The 16873-nt window shown below is 65.6% G+C and carries 16 protein-coding genes; 10 read left to right on the forward strand and 6 right to left on the reverse strand.

Going from position 1 to position 16873, the window contains the following annotated elements:
• Positions 1-112: 112 nt before the first annotated feature.
• The 5 genes from CVM73_RS36510 to CVM73_RS36530 all read left to right on the forward strand — a co-directional run bounded on the left by CVM73_RS36510 (position 113) and on the right by CVM73_RS36530 (position 7275).
• Positions 113-1369, forward strand: a complete 1257-nt coding sequence (locus CVM73_RS36510) for an aspartate kinase (protein ID WP_100236579.1) — start codon at positions 113-115, stop codon at positions 1367-1369.
• Positions 1370-1744: 375 nt separating this feature from the next.
• The gene (ptsP, locus tag CVM73_RS36515) at positions 1745-4012 is read left to right on the forward strand and encodes a phosphoenolpyruvate--protein phosphotransferase (protein WP_100236580.1); all 2268 of its coding nucleotides are present in this window, start codon (positions 1745-1747) and stop codon (positions 4010-4012) included.
• Positions 4013-4069: 57 nt separating this feature from the next.
• Positions 4070-5155 (forward strand): peptide chain release factor 1, encoded by a 1086-nt coding sequence (gene prfA / locus CVM73_RS36520; protein ID WP_100236581.1) that lies wholly within the window; start codon positions 4070-4072, stop codon positions 5153-5155.
• Positions 5156-5158: 3 nt separating this feature from the next.
• Entirely contained in the window at positions 5159-6040 is an 882-nt protein-coding gene (gene prmC, locus CVM73_RS36525) for a peptide chain release factor N(5)-glutamine methyltransferase (RefSeq protein ID WP_100236582.1), read from the forward strand.
• A 464-nt stretch (positions 6041-6504) separates the two neighbouring features.
• Positions 6505-7275 (forward strand): DUF4167 domain-containing protein, encoded by a 771-nt coding sequence (locus CVM73_RS36530; RefSeq protein WP_100236583.1) that lies wholly within the window; start codon positions 6505-6507, stop codon positions 7273-7275.
• A gap of 229 nt (positions 7276-7504) precedes the next feature.
• On the opposite strand, the gene CVM73_RS36535 is transcribed toward CVM73_RS36530, so the two are convergent.
• Positions 7505-8251, reverse strand: a complete 747-nt coding sequence (locus CVM73_RS36535) for a class I SAM-dependent methyltransferase (RefSeq protein ID WP_100236584.1) — start codon at positions 8249-8251, stop codon at positions 7505-7507.
• 108 nt (positions 8252-8359) lie between these two features.
• Here CVM73_RS36535 and gloB point away from each other — a divergent pair, with 108 nt between their 5' ends.
• Both gloB and CVM73_RS36545 read left to right on the forward strand, forming a co-directional pair.
• Positions 8360-9127 (forward strand): hydroxyacylglutathione hydrolase, encoded by a 768-nt coding sequence (gloB, locus tag CVM73_RS36540; RefSeq protein ID WP_100236585.1) that lies wholly within the window; start codon positions 8360-8362, stop codon positions 9125-9127.
• A 23-nt stretch (positions 9128-9150) separates the two neighbouring features.
• The gene (locus CVM73_RS36545) at positions 9151-9573 is read left to right on the forward strand and encodes a cupin domain-containing protein (RefSeq protein ID WP_100236586.1); all 423 of its coding nucleotides are present in this window, start codon (positions 9151-9153) and stop codon (positions 9571-9573) included.
• A 6-nt stretch (positions 9574-9579) separates the two neighbouring features.
• Here CVM73_RS36545 and yddG read toward each other — a convergent pair whose 3' ends face one another.
• The 3 genes from yddG to CVM73_RS36560 form a co-directional block, all read right to left on the reverse strand.
• Positions 9580-10449: an aromatic amino acid exporter YddG gene (yddG, locus tag CVM73_RS36550; protein ID WP_100236587.1), complete on the reverse strand. Its 870-nt coding sequence runs from the start codon at positions 10447-10449 to the stop codon at positions 9580-9582.
• Between the two features lie 164 nt (positions 10450-10613).
• The gene (gene phbB, locus CVM73_RS36555; RefSeq protein WP_097666290.1) at positions 10614-11339 is read right to left on the reverse strand and encodes an acetoacetyl-CoA reductase; all 726 of its coding nucleotides are present in this window, start codon (positions 11337-11339) and stop codon (positions 10614-10616) included.
• A gap of 252 nt (positions 11340-11591) precedes the next feature.
• Complete coding sequence (locus tag CVM73_RS36560) at positions 11592-12770, reverse strand: acetyl-CoA C-acetyltransferase (RefSeq protein WP_100236597.1); 1179 nt, start codon at positions 12768-12770, stop codon at positions 11592-11594.
• 312 nt (positions 12771-13082) lie between these two features.
• Here CVM73_RS36560 and phaR point away from each other — a divergent pair, with 312 nt between their 5' ends.
• Positions 13083-13676: a polyhydroxyalkanoate synthesis repressor PhaR gene (gene phaR, locus CVM73_RS36565; RefSeq protein ID WP_100236588.1), complete on the forward strand. Its 594-nt coding sequence runs from the start codon at positions 13083-13085 to the stop codon at positions 13674-13676.
• Positions 13677-13786: 110 nt separating this feature from the next.
• Complete coding sequence (locus tag CVM73_RS36570; RefSeq protein WP_100236598.1) at positions 13787-14404, forward strand: class I SAM-dependent methyltransferase; 618 nt, start codon at positions 13787-13789, stop codon at positions 14402-14404.
• 158 nt (positions 14405-14562) lie between these two features.
• On the opposite strand, the gene CVM73_RS36575 is transcribed toward CVM73_RS36570, so the two are convergent.
• A complete protein-coding gene (locus tag CVM73_RS36575; protein WP_100236589.1) occupies positions 14563-15450 on the reverse strand; it encodes a branched-chain amino acid aminotransferase in 888 nt (295 codons plus the stop codon).
• Between the two features lie 149 nt (positions 15451-15599).
• On the opposite strand from CVM73_RS36575, the gene CVM73_RS36580 reads away from it, so the two are divergent.
• Positions 15600-16535 carry an alpha/beta hydrolase gene (locus tag CVM73_RS36580; protein WP_100236590.1) on the forward strand — a complete coding sequence of 312 codons (936 nt, stop codon included), beginning with the start codon at positions 15600-15602 and terminating at the stop codon, positions 16533-16535.
• A 9-nt stretch (positions 16536-16544) separates the two neighbouring features.
• On the opposite strand, the gene CVM73_RS36585 is transcribed toward CVM73_RS36580, so the two are convergent.
• Entirely contained in the window at positions 16545-16793 is a 249-nt protein-coding gene (locus CVM73_RS36585) for a hypothetical protein (protein ID WP_100236599.1), read from the reverse strand.
• Positions 16794-16873 lie beyond the last annotated feature (80 nt).

Consider the following 16873-nt stretch of genomic DNA (forward strand, 5'->3'; position numbering starts at 1 on the left):
GGAACCCGCTTGCCCCCGGCCCCGACGCTCTGTATACGCGCGATCGGTGTCCGCGAGGCACGTCCAGTGCGGGTCACCATACTGATCCTTATGAAGGAATGCACGCGTCGTCATGAGCCGCCTCGTGATGAAATTCGGCGGCACGTCCGTCGCCAATATCGAACGAATCCGCAACGTCGCACGCCATGTGAAGCGTGAGGTCGACGCCGGCCATGAGGTGGCCGTGGTCGTCTCGGCGATGGCCGGCAAGACCAACGAGCTGGTGGCCTGGTGCACCGAGGCCTCGCCGATGCACGACGCGCGCGAATACGATGCCGTGGTCGCCTCGGGCGAACAGGTGACGTCTGGCCTCCTTGCCATCGTGCTCCAGGGCATGGGCATCCAGGCCCGCTCCTGGCAGGGCTGGCAGATCCCGATCAAGACCAGCGACGCCCATGCCTCGGCCCGGATCGAGGGCATCGACGGCAGCGAGATCATCAAGCGCTTTAGGGATCGCAAGGAGGTCGCGGTCATCGCCGGCTTCCAGGGCATCACCCCCGAGACGGGTCGCATCACCACGCTCGGCCGTGGCGGCTCCGACACCTCGGCCGTGGCGATCGCCGCCGCCGTCAAGGCGGACCGCTGTGACATCTACACCGACGTCGACGGCGTCTACACCACCGACCCGCGAATCGTGCCGAAGGCCAAGAGGCTTGATAAGATCGCGTTCGAAGACATGCTGGAACTGGCCTCGCAGGGCGCCAAGGTGCTCCAGGTCCGCTCGGTGGAACTCGGCATGGTCCACAACATGCCGATCTTCGTCCGCTCGAGCTTCGACAAGCCCGAGGATATCGACCCGCATGCCAACCAGCCGCCCGGCACGCTGATCTGCAGCGAGGAGGAGATCATGGAAAGCCACGTCGTCACCGGCATCGCCTTTTCGAAGGACGAGGCCCAGATCTCGGTGCGCCAGATCGAGGACAAGCCCGGCGTTGCGGCCTCGATCTTCGGCCCGCTGGCGGATGCCAACATCAACGTCGACATGATCGTGCAGAATGTTTCCGAGGACGGCAAGACCACCGACCTCACCTTCACGGTGCCGGCGGCCGACTACACCCGCGCCAAGGATACGATTACCGCGGCCAAGGCCAAGATCGGCTATGCACGGCTCGATACCGCCACCGACGTCGCCAAGATCTCGGTGATCGGCAGCGGCATGCGCAGCCATGCCGGCGTCGCCGCCCAGGCGTTCTCGGCCCTTGCGGGGCGGAACATCAACATCCGGGCCATTACAACCTCCGAGATCAAATTCTCGGTCTTGATCGATACCGCCTATACCGAGCTTGCGGTGCGTACCCTGCACACGCTCTACGGCCTCGATCAGGCCTGAAGCGCGACCCTCGTCGCGCTTCAGATGGTCGTTCGAGCATGGTCTTTCCGGAAAACCGCTTCGCACTTTTCCGGACCATGCCTGGGCTAATTTTCTCTTAGCGGTCGCAGCAAACGCGAAGGTGTACACACCTTCGCGTTTGGCAGGCGTTTTGCTTGGCAAAACAAGCCTCAATTCGCTATACGGCGGACAGGGTGGGCTGCCGCAGACTGTGTCCCAGTTCAGGCGGCGCTGATTCGGTACAAGCGCCAAATATCGAGTAGATTTTGGGGCTTGTGCCTGCGCCGGACAAACAATTCGGTTGTTTTTCTGGAATTTTGGGCCAGCCGCCGGCCGATACCGCCGGGCCTGGCAGACGGAGGAGATTGACGGTTCATGCGGAGCGCGTCGGGAGGTCCCCGCGTCTTGTTGAGACGGCTCCGCGAAACCATGGCGGAGCAGGTCTCGGCCCAGGAGCGGCTGGACAAGATCGTGGTGCTGATCGCCGCCAACATGGTGGCCGAGGTGTGCTCGGTCTACGTGCTGCGCGTCGACAACACGCTCGAGCTCTATGCCACTGAAGGCCTCAACCGCGAGGCGGTGCACCACACCGTGCTCAGCGCTCATGAGGGCCTCGTCGGCCTCGTCGCCAGCGAGGCGACGCCGCTCAACCTCAGCGATGCGCAGAGCCACCCGGCGTTCTCGTTCCGCCCAGAAACCGGCGAAGAAATCTACCACTCGTTCCTCGGCGTGCCGATCCTGCGCGCCGGCAACACGCTCGGCGTGCTGGTGGTGCAGAATCGCGCCAAGCGCAACTATGTCGAGGAGGAGCTCGAGGCGCTGCAAACCACCGCCATGGTGCTGGCGGAGCTGATCGCCTCCGGCGAGCTGTCTGCGCTCGCCAAGCCCGGCCTGGAGCCGGCCGCGCGCCATTCCGCGCAGAAGGTCGGCGCCATCCTCTCGGAAGGCATCGCGCTCGGCCACGTCGTGCTGCACGAGCCGCGCGTCGTCATCAAGGACTACATCGCCGAGGACCTGCCGAAGGAGATCAAGCGGCTCGACAGCGCGCTGGCCAAGCTGCGCTCCGACCTCGACCGCATGCTGGAGCGCGGCGACGTCGCCGATGGCGGCGAGCATCGCGAGGTGCTGGAAGCCTACCGCATGTTCGCCAACGACCAGGGCTGGTCGCACAAGCTGCACGAGGCGGTCGCCACCGGCCTTACGGCGGAAGCCGCCGTCGAGCGCGTGCAGTCCGACACCCGCGCGCGCATGCTGCGCTCGACCGATCCCTATTTGCGCGACCGGCTGCATGACCTCGAGGATCTCGGCTACCGCCTGATGCGACAGCTCGTTGGCCAGGACCATGCACCCTCGCGCGAGCAACTGCCCGACAATGCCATCGTCATCGCTCGCGCGATGGGCCCGGCGGCACTGCTCGATTACGACCGCAAGCGCCTGCGCGGCATCGTGCTGGAGGAAGGAACCGCCAATTCGCACGTCTCGATCGTGGCGCGCGCCCTCGGCATTCCCGCGGTCGGCGAGGTCCCGAACGCGCCCGGCATCGCCGATCCCGGCGATGCCATCATCGTCGACGGCACCTCCGGCTCGATCTATGTGCGCCCGTCGCAGGAGATCGAGGCCGCCTTCGCCGAGCGCGTGCGTTTCCGCGCCCGCCGCCAGGCACAGTATCTGGCGCTGCGCGACCGGCCCTGCGTCACCAGGGACGGCCAGAAGGTCGAGCTGATGATCAACGCAGGGTTGGCCATCGACCTGCCGCATATCGAGGATACCGGCAGCGCCGGCATCGGCCTGTTCCGCACCGAGCTGCAATTCATGGTCGGCCAGAGCCTGCCGCGCACCAGCGACCAGCTCGCGCTCTATCGCACGGTGCTGGACGCCGCCGGCAGCAAGCCCGTCACCTTCCGCACCCTCGACATCGGCGGCGACAAGGCGCTGCCCTATATGGAAGCGGTGATCGAGGAGAATCCCGCGCTCGGCTGGCGCGCGATCCGGCTCGGGCTCGATCGCCCCGGACTGTTGCGCGGCCAGATCCGCGCGCTGCTGCGCGCCGGCGGTGGCCGCGCACTGCGCATCATGTTCCCGATGATCTCGGAGGTCGCCGAATTCGACTCGGCGAAGGCGCTGGTCGAGCGCGAGCTCACATACTTGCGCCAGCACGGCCACACGCTGCCTGAAAGAATCGACATCGGCACCATGGTCGAGGTCCCCGCGCTGCTCTATCAGCTCGACGAGCTCCTGAAGAAGGTCGACTTCATCTCGGTCGGCTCCAACGATTTGTTCCAGTTCCTGTTCGCGGTCGACCGCGGCAATGCCAAGGTGTCCGAGCGTTTCGACACCATGTCGGCGCCGATCCTGCGCGCGCTGCGCGACATCGCGCGCAAGGCGCACGCGGCGCAGAAGTCGCTGTCGCTCTGCGGCGAGATGGCGTCCAAGCCGATCGGCGCGCTGGCGCTGATCGCGCTGGGCTACCGCTCGCTGTCGCTCTCGGCGACCGCACTCGGCCCGGTCAAGGCGATGGTGCTCGACCTCGACGCCAAGAAGGCCGAGGCGATGCTCGGCCCGCTCTTGGACGCGCCCGCGGGCAGCGTCTCGATCCGGCAGAAGCTGACGGAATTTGCCGAGGCTGAAGGCCTGGCGTTGTAGCGGGCCTGGTACCGCTTCCTGCCGCCGCGCCTCTTTCCGCCATTTGAGACTGAACCGATGTCGTCACTCCCCGAAGCCAAACTGGACGTTCTGCTCGCGCATCACGCCTCGCTTGAGGCCGAATCGCTGGGACAGCTCGCCTCCGACCGTTATGTGCAGATCACGCGCGAGCTCGCCGAGATCACGCCGCTGATCGAGGCCGTCAAAGCCTATCGGTCTGCCGTCAAGGAGCTCGCCGACACCGAGGCCCTGATCGCCGATCCCGCCACCGATGCCGAGATGCGGAGCATGGCGGAAGCCGAGCGCGACGAGCTGACGCCCAAAATCGGGGAGCTGGTCCAGAAGATCCGCGTCGCGCTCTTGCCCAAGGACGCCATGGACGACCGCAACGTGGTGCTGGAAATCCGCGCCGGCACCGGCGGCGATGAGGCTTCGCTGTTCGCCGGCGACCTGTTCCGGATGTACGAGCGCTTCGCCAGCTTGCAGGGCTGGAAGGTCGAGGTGATCTCGGCAAGCGAAGGCACGGTCGGCGGCTACAAGGAAATCATCGCGGAGGTGCAGGGCCGCGGCGCGTTCTCGAAGCTGAAATTCGAATCCGGCGTGCACCGCGTGCAGCGCGTGCCCGACACCGAGACGCAGGGACGCATCCACACCTCGGCGGCGACGGTGGCCGTGCTGCCGGAGGTCGAGGACGTCGACGTCGACATCAAGAACGAGGATCTGCGCATCGAGACCATGCGCGCGCAGGGCGCGGGCGGCCAGCACGTCAACAAGACCGAATCGGCGATCCGCATCACCCATATCCCGACCGGCATCGTGGTGATGATGCAGGACAGCCGCTCGCAGCACAAGAACCGCGCCTCCGCCATGAACATCCTGCGCTCGCGCATCTATGACGCCGAGCGGCAACGGGTCGACGCGGCGCGTTCGGCCGAACGCAAGGAGAAGGTCGGCTCCGGCGACCGCTCCGAGCGCATCCGTACCTATAATTTTCCGCAAGGGCGCGTCACCGACCATCGCATCAACCTCACGCTCTACAAGCTGCCGCAGGTGATCGCCGGTGAAGCGCTGGGCGAATTGATCGACGCGCTGACGACAGAGCACCAGGCCGCACAGCTCGCTGCGCAAGGCGCGGCGGCCTGAGGCGTGAGCAACCCCTTCATCGGACAATCAATCGAGCGCGCGCGGCGTATGCTGGCTGCGCAGCTGAAATCGGCACAGCTCGACGAAGCCGAGCTCGACGCACGCATCCTGGTCGGCGCGGCACTCGGCCTCGACCTCACCGGCCTGGTCGCGCAGGCTGCCCGTCCTCTCACCGCGGCCGAAGCATCGCGGCTCGCGCAGCATGCACAGCGCCGCATCGCCGGCGAGCCGGTGGCGCGCATTCTCGGGACACGCGAGTTCTGGGGCCTGCCGTTCCGCCTGTCGGAAGCAACCCTGGTCCCGCGGCCCGACACCGAGACGGTGGTCGAGCGTGCGCTCGAGCTTTTTCGCGAGCGGCAGGCGTCCCATCCGCCCCGCATCGCCGACATCGGCACCGGATCCGGCGCAATCCTGCTCGCGCTGCTGCATGAAATTCCGGATGCTTTCGGCGTCGGCACCGATCTCAGCCTGAACGCGCTCAGAACCGCCAGGGACAATGCTGCGGCGCTCGGCCTCGCCGACCGCGCCGCCTTCGTCGCCTGCTCCTATGCGGCGGCGCTGCGCGGCCCATTCGACCTCATCGTCTCGAACCCGCCCTATATTCCCTCTGGCGAGATTCCGAAATTGAGCATCGAGGTGCGCGAGCATGATCCGCATCTGGCGCTCGACGGCGGCAATGACGGATATGACGCCTACCGCGCCCTGATCCCGCAGGCGGCAGCGCGGCTCGTGCCCGGCGGCGCGCTGGTCGTCGAGGCCGGACAGGGCCAGGCCCAAAATATTGAAACCTTGATGAGGGCTGCCGCGTTATCGCTGGACAGGCCACCCAAGGCCGACCTGGCAGGCATTCCGCGGGCCGTTTCGGCCCGAAAAATGCCTCCATAAAAGCCGGATTGGGCTGCAAAAACCTCTTGGAATATCGCCTGGGAACGACTACGTTCCGTTCAACACATCGGTGCCGGCCCCGTAGACCCTACGGGCGAAAGCCGGGCTCTCGGGCGAGAGCTTTACTGATTTAAAGGTTCCAAGCCGCAGGTCCTGTTGAGCGCGATGGCCAGTGGAGCTGCGCTGCTCTCCGACCGCAACGTGAACGAAAGCCAGATATTGCGCTTGAAGACTTACGCAAGAAAGCTGGGCTTGTTTCGGCAAGCGAAATGAATGGGTTCGCTGGCAATGAATGCTGGCGGGTGGGGAACGCGTCTTTGTTGAACGCGACGGTCGACGAACATCGGCAGGGTTCGATCCGCTCTTGCGCGCGGTGCGCGCGAGAGGTGTGAGCCGCTGTCACCAGGTCACTCCTAGCAATCAGTAATGCGTGCAACCTTTAGGGCTGGAATTAAAGGCAGGACATGAGAAACGGTCAAAACAAGCAGCGGATGCGCAACCGCAACAACAATAACAACAACCGGCGCGGCCAGAACCCGATGACCCGGGTCTACGAGTCCAACGGACCCGACATCAAGATTCGCGGCACCGCTTCGCACATCGCCGAAAAGTATCTCCAGCTCGCGCGCGATGCGCGCTCCTCCGGCGACCCAGTTGCGGCCGAGAACTACTACCAGCACGCCGAGCATTATTTCCGTATGATCGCGGCGGCCCAGGAGCAGTTCCGCCAGAACCAGCAACCGCGCGGCGACGAGCCGATCAGCAACAGCAGCAGCGACGACAGCGAGGACGACGGCGAGAATTTCTCGGCCTTCGGCCAGGAGCCGGGCTTCGTGCCGCAGCCGCCGCAGCAGCCCTTCGTGCGCGACCGCGATGGCCAGCGCGATCACCACCAGCGTGATCACCAGCAGCGCGACAGCCAGCAGCCCTATCAGCGTGACAACCAGCAGCCGCGTGAGCACCGCGAACGCGAGCATCGTCAGCAGCCGCAATATCAGCCGCAGCCGCAACCCGCGAACCAGCCGCAGCCCGTCATCGCCGATGCCGGCGGCGTCGACCGCCTGCCCTCGTTCATCACCGGCGCGCAGCCGCAGGTGAATGGCGGCCAGAGCGGCTTCGAGGGCGGTGGCGGCGGCGAGCGCTATCCGCGCCGGCGCCGCCGGCCGCATGGGCCGCGTCCCGAGCGCGAAGCGGCTCCCGCCGCGTCCAGCGACGAGGTCGCCTCGGGCGAGTAAGCTTCTTCTGATTTTCTGATCTGGATCGTCCCGGCCTCGCCGGGACGATTTGTTTCTGGCGATGATCGGTGGCGGCGTTGCACCTCTCCCGCTTGCGGGAGAGGTCGGCGCGAAGCGCCGGGTGAGGGCTCTCTCCTCTTTGGGAATCCCTCTGCGGAGGCACCCTCTCCCCACCCCTCTCCCGCAAGCGGGAGAGGGAGCGGAGCTTCATTGCCGCAACGCTTGCGCCTTAGATACGCGTCACTGTCGTCGAGGACGGCACCAGCACGGGCTTGGCCAGCGAGGGAATCAGCCGCGCTCGCTCGCGTTTGGCGGGGATCGCGCGGTAGACCTGCTTGGTCGCCTCCACGATATGGACGCCGGCAAAGGGCAGCGACAACGCCGCGCCGGCACGTTCCCACATCTGCGCCGATTTCAGCACCCAGCCGCCGGCGTAAGGCGGCATGAACAGCGCCTCGCCCCAGGCGGTCGGCGTGAACCAGGTCTGGCGTAACAGCTCGGTGATCTGCGAGCGCGAATAGGGCCGGCCGTGGCCGAACGGCGTGCTGTCGGTGCGGGTCCACACCCCGCGCCGGTTCGGGATCACGGCGATGACGCGCCCCGAGGGCGCCAGCACCCGCCACACCTCGCGCAGCAGCGCAGCCGGATCGTCCGACATCTCCAGCGCGTGGACCAGCAGGATGCGATCGACCGCGGCGTCAGGAAGCGGCAGCGAGAATTCGTCGACCAGCGAGGCCAGCGCCGGCCGGCCCGTCGGCCATTTCAGGACGCCCTGGGCCGCCGGCATGAAGGCGATGCAGCGCTCGGCGTCCTCGCGAAACAACCCCAGATAGGGCGTGGGATAGCCGATGCCGAGCACGCGCTGGCCCTCGGCGCTGGGCCAGCGCTCCCTGATGCCGCGATTGATCATTTGCCGCGCCACGATGCCGAGGCGGCGGGAATAGAACTCGCGGAGGTCGACGACGTCGATGGTCATGACGGCAATCTAACATGCGCGAGGGCACGCCTGCGCGCGGAATATTGCATTGCCTGCGCAACGTTAACGCAATATTTGTCTGCCGGGGCTGAGCCCGATGGAGATGACATGGCCGCCGAAATTCGTACTTTCACCTGTTTAAACGACAATTTCGGTTATCTGATCCACGATGTGGAAACCAAAGCGACGGCGTCGATCGACGCGCCGGAGGCCGGCCCCATCCTCAAGGCCCTGGAGCGCGAGGGCTGGCAGCTGACCGATATCCTGATCACCCATCATCATGGCGATCATGTCGGCGGGGTTGCCGAACTCAAGCAGAAATACCATTGCCGCGTCGTCGCGCCGCACGACAAGACGACGAAGATCGCAAATGTCGATTTGCGCGTCGCCAATGCCGACGTGGTCAAGATCGGCAATTTGCTGGCGCGTGTCGTGGAGACGCCCGGCCACACGCTCGACCACATCTCCTACGTGTTCGACACCGAGAAGACGGTGTTCGCCGCCGACACGCTGTTCTCGATTGGCTGTGGCCGCGTGTTCGAAGGCACCTATCCCATGATGTGGGATTCGCTGCTGAAGCTGCGCGCCCTGCCCGACGACTTCAAGCTCTATTGCGGCCACGAGTACACGGCGTCCAATGTCAAGTTCGCGCTCACCATCGAGCCGGACAATGCGGCGCTGCAGGCGCGCGCCGCGGAGGTGACGAAGCTCCGGGCCGAGAACAAGCCGACCATTCCCGTGCTGCTGGGCGACGAAAAGCGCGCAAACGTGTTCCTGCGCGCCGACGAGCCGGCGGTCGCGGCCAAGCTGCACATGAAGGGCGCCGATGCCGCTGCGGTGTTCGGCGAACTCCGCGAGCGCAAGAACAAATCCTGAAGAAGAAAGTCCAGACTGGATCGATGCCGACCGCAGCCGAGATCATCGCGCGCCTCGAACTCCGACCCCATCCCGAAGGCGGGCACTACCGCGAGACGTTTCGCGACCAGGCCACGGACGCCAACGGACGTTCGCGCTCGACCCTGATCTACTTCCTGCTCGCACGCGGCGAGCGTTCGCACTGGCATCGCGTCGATGCGGTCGAGACGTGGCACTATTACGCTGGCAGTCCCTTGATGCTGCGCATCGCCCATGACGGCTGCTCGCAGCATGAGGTACGGCTGGGCACCGACCTCGTCGGCGGCGAGCGGCCGCAGGCGATCGTGCCGGCGCAGGCCTGGCAGATGGCGGAAACCACGGGCGAGTGGACGCTGGTCGGCTGCACCGTGGCGCCCGCGTTCGAGTTCGCGGGCTTCGAGCTGGCACCAAAGGGCTGGGGGCCGTAGCGCTCTTCACCTCTTCCGCAGCACCATGTCCTTCGCGGCGATCAGGCCGCCGCCGGCGATCAGGATTGCGGCGATGGCGATGTTGGCGCTGGCCTTTGCAAAACCGGCGGCGATGAGGAATCCCGTCGAGAGCAGCGGCGTTGCGTAGGAGGCGGCGCCGAGCACGCGGATGTCGCCACGCTTCATGCCGATGTCCCAGGCGTAAAACGCAGCACCGACGGGGCCGATGCCGAGTGCGACGACCGAGAGCCATTGCACCGTGGTCTCCGGCCAGACCGTGGTTTCAAGCAAACCATGCATCAGCGCGGCCAATATGGCCGTGGCAAGACAGAAACCCGCGACGGCATCAGTCGGCACCGCCTTCAATCGACGTGACAGCACCGAATAGGTTGCCCAGACGAAGGCGGCGATGAAGGCTGCGATCAATCCCGGCACCGCGCCCGGCGCGAAGCCGGAGGTGTTGCCGGCAAACAGCAGCACGGTGCCGACGAGACCGAGCACGGCGCCGATGATGTGATGCGCGGCCAGCCGCTCGCCCGGCAGGAATGACGAGAACAGCACAATCAACAGCGGCCACAGGTAGTTCAGAAGGCCGGCTTCGGCCGGCGGTGCGAAGCGCAGCGCGAGAAAATACAGCGCGTGATAGCCGAACAGGCCACCGACGCCGACGACCCAGACCACGAGCGGCTGACGCAGGCTTTTCGCCGCCTCGCCCCGCCCGATCCAGGTGAGGAGGCCGACGACACCGCCAATCGCGAAGGTCATCGCAGCGAGCTGAAACGCCGGGATCTTTCCGGTCGCCACCGTCATCACTGAGAGCAGCGACCACATCAGGATCGCGGTCAATCCGATCAGCGTGGCGGTACGGGGAGTCATTCCTGGGGGCCTCGTCATTCCGGGATGGCGCGTAGCGCCAGACCCGGAATCTCGAGATTCCGGGTTCGCCGCCATCGCGGCGCCCCGGAATGGCAGGGCATGATGCCCAGGACAAGCCCGGGCATGACGGAGTTACGGATATGATCGCACGTGATGCGATCGCATCACACCATGTACTGGCCGCCGTTGACCGTCAGCGTCGAGCCGGTGATGAAGCCGGACTCGTCGGCCGCGAGGAACACGACCGCGCGCGCGATCTCTTCTGGCTCGCCGAGCCGGTTGGCCGGGATTTGCGGGATCACGTTCTTCTCCAAGACGTCCTTCGGCACCGCCTGCACCATTTCGGTGTTGATATAGCCCGGGCAGATCGCATTGACGGTGATGCCGCCCTTGGCGTTCTCCAGCGCGAGCGCCTTGGTGAAGCCGATGTCGCCGGCCTTCGCCGCGGAATAGTTGACCTGACCGAACTGCCCCTTCTGGCCGTTGATCGACGAGATCGAGATGATGCGGCCGAACTTGCGCGCGCGCATGCCCTCGATGACCTGGCGCGTCATGTTGAACAGCGAGCCGAGATTGGTGTTGATGACGGCGTTCCACTGCTCGAGCGTCATCTTGTGGAAGGCGGTGTCGCGGGTGATGCCGGCATTGTTGACCAGCACCTCGATCGGCCCGAGATCGGCCTCGACCTTCTTCACGCCCTCGGCGCAGGCATCGAAACTGCTGACGTCCCATTTGTAGACGGCGATGCCGGTTTCGGCCTTGAATTTCTCCGCGGCCGCATCATTGCCGGCATAGCTTGCCGCGACCTTGTAGCCGGCCGCCTTCAGCGCCTTGCTGATCGCCGCTCCGATGCCCCGCGTACCACCCGTCACCAGTGCAACACGTGCCATGTCGTATTCCTTCCCTTGGACTCTTCCTTGGACTCTTCGGACGCTTCTGAGTGATCGTTTTTAGCTAAGGATTATGCGGGACGTTTGACGGACATCAAGAACAAAACGCCCGGCGTGAGCCGGGCGTTTCTCTTTAGTCGAGGCTTGCGTGGTTGCGAAGAATATTTGATTTGCAACCGCTGCCTTTTTAGTCGCGTGCAACGCACGCGCTGACGTGTGCGGCGCACGCGCCAGCTGCGTGTCAGGTCGTCGTCAGTCGCGCGCCACACACATGGCGATGCCCATGCCGCCGCCGATGCACAGCGTGGCCAGGCCCTTCTTCGAATCGCGCTTCTGCATTTCGTGCAGCAGCGTCACCAGCACGCGTGCGCCGGACGCGCCGATCGGATGGCCGATCGCGATCGCGCCGCCGTTGACGTTGACCTTGGAGGTGTCCCAGCCGAGGTCCTTGTTGACGGCGCAGGCCTGTGCCGCGAAGGCCTCGTTGGCCTCGATCAAATCGAGATCGCCGACGCTCCAGCCGGCCTTCTTCAGCGCGGCGCGCGAGGCCGGGATCGGGCCCGAGCCCATGATCTTCGGATCGACGCCGGCCTGAGCCCACGACACGATGCGCGCGAGCGGCTTCTTGCCTTCCTTGGCGGCCTGCTTCGCGGTCATCAGCACCACGGCGGCAGCGCCGTCATTGATGCCGGAGGCCGAGCCCGCGGTGACCGTGCCATCCTTCTCGAAGGCCGGCTTGAGCTTGGCCATCGCGTCGAGCGTGGCGCCGTGGCGCGGATATTCGTCGGCGCTGACGACCACGTCGCCCTTGCGGGTCTTGATGGTGACGGGGACGATCTCGTCGTTGAACTTGCCGGCCTTCTGCGCGGCCTCGGCCTTCTGCTGCGAGGCGACCGCGAACTCGTCCTGCTGGGCGCGGGTGATCTGCCACTGCCGCGCGACGTTCTCGGCGGTGTTGCCCATGTGGTAGCCGTTGAAGGCATCCCACAGGCCGTCCTTGATCATGGTGTCGACGAACTCGACCGGGCCCATCTTGACGCCGCCGCGCAGATACTGCGCGTGCGGAGCCATGCTCATGGATTCCTGGCCGCCGGCAACCACGATCTCGGAATCGCCGTTGAGCAGCGCCTGGTAGCCGAGCGCGACCGTGCGCAGGCCCGAGCCGCAAAGCTGGTTGACGCCCCAGGCCGGGCTCTCCACCGGAATGCCGGCGCCGATCGAGGCCTGGCGGGCCGGGTTCTGGCCCTGGGCCGCGGTCAGGATCTGACCCATGATGACTTCCGAGACCCGGCCGGGCTCGATGCCGCCGCGCTCCAGCGCGGCCTTGATGGCGATGGCGCCGAGGTCATGGGCAGGAAGGGTCGCGAAGGCTCCGTTGAAGCTTCCGACCGGGGTGCGGGCGGCGCTGACGATGACGACATCGTCTGACATGGGCATCTCCTGGGGCTTGAGGTTCTTTGAAGGGGGCAGGCGGGGCTGGAAAGCGATCGCCAGTCTCGTCAGCCATCCTGTTAACGTCGTTGAGGCATGTCAATCGGCCGGGCACCGAATTCATACCGCAGCGCATTCAAAATAGCGTTCTTGGCGCTTTCGCAAGCAAGATTTTGCTCTGCGATTAACCGTGCCGCACAAAACGGTAGCGTGAGCCCTTTGAAAATGCTTATTTTGTTGCGTTGCGTACTCTTCCCGCCCTGCGGCATTGCCCGCCGGGTTCCCGTTCTCCGCGCTTGCAAGTGAGAGCCCATGGCGAAATCAGACCAACCCACCACCATCAAGAAATACGCGAACCGCCGGCTCTATAACACCGGAACGAGTACTTACGTGACGCTGGAAGACCTTGCCGCCATGGTCAAGGACGGCGAGGATTTCCTGGTCTACGACGCCAAGACCGGTGACGACATCACCCGCTCCGTGCTCGCCCAGATCATTTTCGAGCAGGAGAACAAGGCCGGCCAGAACCTGCTGCCGACCACCTTCCTCCGCCAGCTGATCCGCTTCTATGGCGACAGCATGCAGATGGTGGTGCCGAAATATCTGGAGCAGTCGATCGCGACCCTGACCCAGGAGCAAGAGAAGTTCCGCAAGCAGATTGCCAACACGCTGTCCGGCACTCCTTTTGCTCCGTTGGAGGAGCAAGTCCGCCGCAACATGGAGCTGTTCCAGCAGACCTTCTCGATGTTCAAGCCGTTCGCGCCGTCGGCTCGCCCCGCGGCCGGTCCGGAGCCGGAGCCGGACGCGAATGCCGAGGCGCCGAAGGACAGCAATATCGACGAGCTGCGCCAGCAGATGAAGGAAATGCAGGAACGCCTCGAGCGGATGTCGAAGAAGGACGAGTAGTCTTTCGTTCGTGCCGGCGCGTCCGCATGCGGCGGGCGCGCGAATTGCCACTTGATCCCGCCAGCGCCGTCTACGCGCTGCCGTCCCCGGCCAGGGCCGGAGCCGCCGCCATGTCTGACCGCACCACGCATTGGGACAACGTCTACGCCACCAAGGGCGAGGCCGAGGTCAGCTGGTATCAGGATAGCCCGGCGATCTCGCTCGCGATGATTCGCGCGGCCAACTCCGATCATGACGCGGCCATCATCGATGTCGGCGGCGGCGCATCGCGGCTAGTCGATGCGCTGCTTCAAGACGGATACCGTCGTCTCACCGTGCTGGACCTCTCCGCCAACGCGCTCGACGTGGCGAAGAAGCGAATCGGCGCAGCCGCTTCAATGGTCGACTGGATCGTCGCCGACGACACGACATGGCACCCAACCAGGACCTACGATGTCTGGCACGATCGCGCGGCGTTTCACTTCCTGACCGATCCCAGCGACAGGGCCGCTTACGTCGAGCGCCTGCGATCGGCGGTTAGCCCCGGCGGACAAGTGATCATCGCGACGTTTGCACCCGACGGTCCGGAGAAATGCAGCGGCCTGCCGGTGCAGCGCCATGACAGCGCGAGCCTCGCGGCGGAGCTAGGGCCGGAGTTCGAGCTGGTCGAGACGCGGAGCGAGACGCACCACACGCCGTGGCAGTCGACGCAGGCGTTTCAGTTCAGCCGGTTTCGGCGAAGCCGTTAGGAGCAGGCGTCATGCCCCGGCTTGACCGGGGCATCCAGTACGCCGCGGCCTCTCGGTAAACAATGAACGTCTCTGGAATCCTGGATCGCCCGGTCAAGCCGGGCGATGACGGCGGAGTATTTGGCGGGCATTCGCTCGCAATGACAGCTGCGCGCCGCCTACGCCGCCAGCTTCACCGCATGCGCAAAGTCCCAATAGAGCTTGCGCGCCTTGGTGTAGAACGGGCCCGGCTTCAGCTCGCGCTCGTCGATGCGGATCACGGGCGCGACCTTGGCGAAATTGCCGGTTGAAAAGATCTCGTCGGCGGCGAGGAAATCGGCATAGCGCAGCGTCTTCTCGACCACGGTGACGCCGTCGCCGCGAAGCAGGCCGATGACGCGCTGGCGCGTGATGCCGTTCAGGAAGGTGCCGTTCGGCACCGGCGTAAAGACCACGCCGTCCTTGGCCATGAACACGTTGGAATTGCCGAACTCGGCGACATTGCCGAGCATGTCGAGCATCAGCGCGTTCTGGAAGCCGCGCGAAGCAGCTTCCGCGAGCGCGCGCGAATTGTTCGGATAGAGGCAGGCGGCCTTGGCCTCGACCGGCGCGCATTCGGCGGTGGGCCTGCGGAACGGCGACAGCGTGATCGCGTTGCCGACGGGTTTCGGCATCGGCGCTTCATAGATGCACAGGCACCAATTGGTGGTCTCGGGGTCGAACAGCACGCCGCCGCCGCTTCCGTTCTGCGCCCAGTACATCGGGCGAATATAGAGCTCGGCATTCGCCGCAAAGCGCGCGATGCCTTCGTTCGCGAGCGTCAGCCAGGTATCGGTATCGACCACCGGCTTCAGGCCGAAATTGATCGCGGATTGATTGGCGCGAGCGACGTGACGGTCGAGATCGGGTGCGACACCCTCGAACGCGCGCGCGCCGTCGAACACGATCGAGCCGAGCCAGGCCGCATGCGTGCGCGGGCCCATGATCGGCACATTGCCGTCGTGCCATTTGCCGTCGAAGAAGGTCCAGGTCGGCGAATAGTCGATGGGCTTCTTGATCTCGGCCATGAGCGGCCTCCCCTTGGAAATATCCGGGTACTATTGTCCCAATTTCTAAACGATTTGCTGCGGGGTTAGCCACCCTCCCTAGGGACTCCCTAGGGGAGGGTGAAACAGGCCAAACCGGCTATAGTGCGGGCAATGATACGGAGTCCGCCATGCCGCTCGATCCGCTCGCAAAGCGTTTGTTGACCATGATGGCTGCGGCTGCGCCGCAGGCGCGGAGCCGGCCGAGCGTGGAGGCGCGGCGGCAATCGCTGGCAAAGCTGATGCAGTTCGCGCGTGCCGAAGCGCCGGATGTGACGACCTCCGACGGCACGCTGACCGGCCCCGGCGGCGAGCTGCCCTATCGCCTCTACACGCCGGCAGGCGCTGCGGAGCTCGCACCGGGCTTCGTGTTCTTTCATGGCGGCGGGCTCGTCGCTGGCAGCATTGCCACGCACGACCGCATCGCGGCAGCGCTGGCGCATGCCACCGGCTGCCGCCTCGTGTCGGTCGAGTACCGGCTCGCGCCGGAGCACAGATTCCCCGCCGCCGTCGACGACGCGATCGCCGCCACCGAATGGGTGGCGCGAGAGGCGGCATCGCTCGGCATCGACGCGGACCGTCTGGTGATCGGCGGCGATTCCGCCGGCGCCACGCTCGCCGCGGTCGTATGCCAGGAGGCGGCGCAGACCGCCGGCCTCTCCATCGCCGCGCAATGCCTGATCTGCCCGGTGCTGGATTTCGAGGAGACCTCGCCCTCGCGCGAGGCCTTTGCCGAAGGCCACCTGATCGATCGCGCCACGATCGAAGCCGATCTTTCCGACTATCTGCCTGGCGGCGTCGACACCGCCGATCCGCGCGTCTCTCCGTTGCGCGCGACCCGGCTCACCGGCCTGCCGCCCGCGATCATCCACACCGCCGAGTACGATCCGATGCGCGACGAAGGCAATGCCTATGCCCGCAAGCTGCTCGCCGCGGGCGTCGCCGTCGAGCATGTCTGCCACGACGGCATGGTTCACAATTTTCACGCCATGGGCGCGATCCTGCCGCAGGCGCAGCTCGTGCTGTCGCAGATCGGCGAGCAGGTACGGCGGGCGGTGAAGGCGTGAGAGCGCGAATCACGCGCGCGCGTCGAGCACGGCCCTGGCTGCCACGACATAGTCAGGCCAATGCGCGTCCGCATAACGCTCCGCCTGCCGCGCGCAGGTGATATCGGGCGCGTGCGCGGCGGCGATCGTGCGCGCGAAGCGCTCTTCCGCGACCGTCACGTCGCCGGGTTCGGCCGACGGTGCAGCGGCGGCGACAGCGGTCGGAGCAACAGCGAGCCCCGCCAGACCAGTGAGCAGGATGCGGCGTGACGTGTTCATGGCTGTCGTCCTCCATTGTTCGGCCTGCACTGTGGCGGGCGAGTGTGTCAGTGCGATCACGGCAGGGTAACCGCACATAT

Origin of the sequence: Bradyrhizobium forestalis, from assembly GCF_002795245.1 — a bacterium.
Lineage (GTDB): Bacteria > Pseudomonadota > Alphaproteobacteria > Rhizobiales > Xanthobacteraceae > Bradyrhizobium > Bradyrhizobium forestalis.

What these genes read in the sequence shown, in the direction of transcription:
- yddG (WP_100236587.1), bottom strand. Translation starts at nt 10,449, where the DNA reads ATGACTCCCCGTACCGCCACGCTGATCGGATTGACCGCGATCCTGATG.
- gloB (WP_100236585.1), top strand. Translation starts at nt 8,360, where the DNA reads ATGGCCGCCGAAATTCGTACTTTCACCTGTTTAAACGACAATTTCGGT.
- CVM73_RS36510 (WP_100236579.1), top strand. Translation starts at nt 113, where the DNA reads ATGAGCCGCCTCGTGATGAAATTCGGCGGCACGTCCGTCGCCAATATC.
- CVM73_RS36530 (WP_100236583.1), top strand. Translation starts at nt 6,505, where the DNA reads ATGAGAAACGGTCAAAACAAGCAGCGGATGCGCAACCGCAACAACAAT.
- CVM73_RS36585 (WP_100236599.1), bottom strand. Translation starts at nt 16,793, where the DNA reads ATGAACACGTCACGCCGCATCCTGCTCACTGGTCTGGCGGGGCTCGCT.
- CVM73_RS36545 (WP_100236586.1), top strand. Translation starts at nt 9,151, where the DNA reads ATGCCGACCGCAGCCGAGATCATCGCGCGCCTCGAACTCCGACCCCAT.
- CVM73_RS36570 (WP_100236598.1), top strand. Translation starts at nt 13,787, where the DNA reads ATGTCTGACCGCACCACGCATTGGGACAACGTCTACGCCACCAAGGGC.
- phaR (WP_100236588.1), top strand. Translation starts at nt 13,083, where the DNA reads ATGGCGAAATCAGACCAACCCACCACCATCAAGAAATACGCGAACCGC.
- prfA (WP_100236581.1), top strand. Translation starts at nt 4,070, where the DNA reads ATGTCGTCACTCCCCGAAGCCAAACTGGACGTTCTGCTCGCGCATCAC.
- ptsP (WP_100236580.1), top strand. Translation starts at nt 1,745, where the DNA reads ATGCGGAGCGCGTCGGGAGGTCCCCGCGTCTTGTTGAGACGGCTCCGC.
- CVM73_RS36535 (WP_100236584.1), bottom strand. Translation starts at nt 8,251, where the DNA reads ATGACCATCGACGTCGTCGACCTCCGCGAGTTCTATTCCCGCCGCCTC.
- phbB (WP_097666290.1), bottom strand. Translation starts at nt 11,339, where the DNA reads ATGGCACGTGTTGCACTGGTGACGGGTGGTACGCGGGGCATCGGAGCG.
- CVM73_RS36560 (WP_100236597.1), bottom strand. Translation starts at nt 12,770, where the DNA reads ATGTCAGACGATGTCGTCATCGTCAGCGCCGCCCGCACCCCGGTCGGA.
- CVM73_RS36580 (WP_100236590.1), top strand. Translation starts at nt 15,600, where the DNA reads ATGCCGCTCGATCCGCTCGCAAAGCGTTTGTTGACCATGATGGCTGCG.
- CVM73_RS36575 (WP_100236589.1), bottom strand. Translation starts at nt 15,450, where the DNA reads ATGGCCGAGATCAAGAAGCCCATCGACTATTCGCCGACCTGGACCTTC.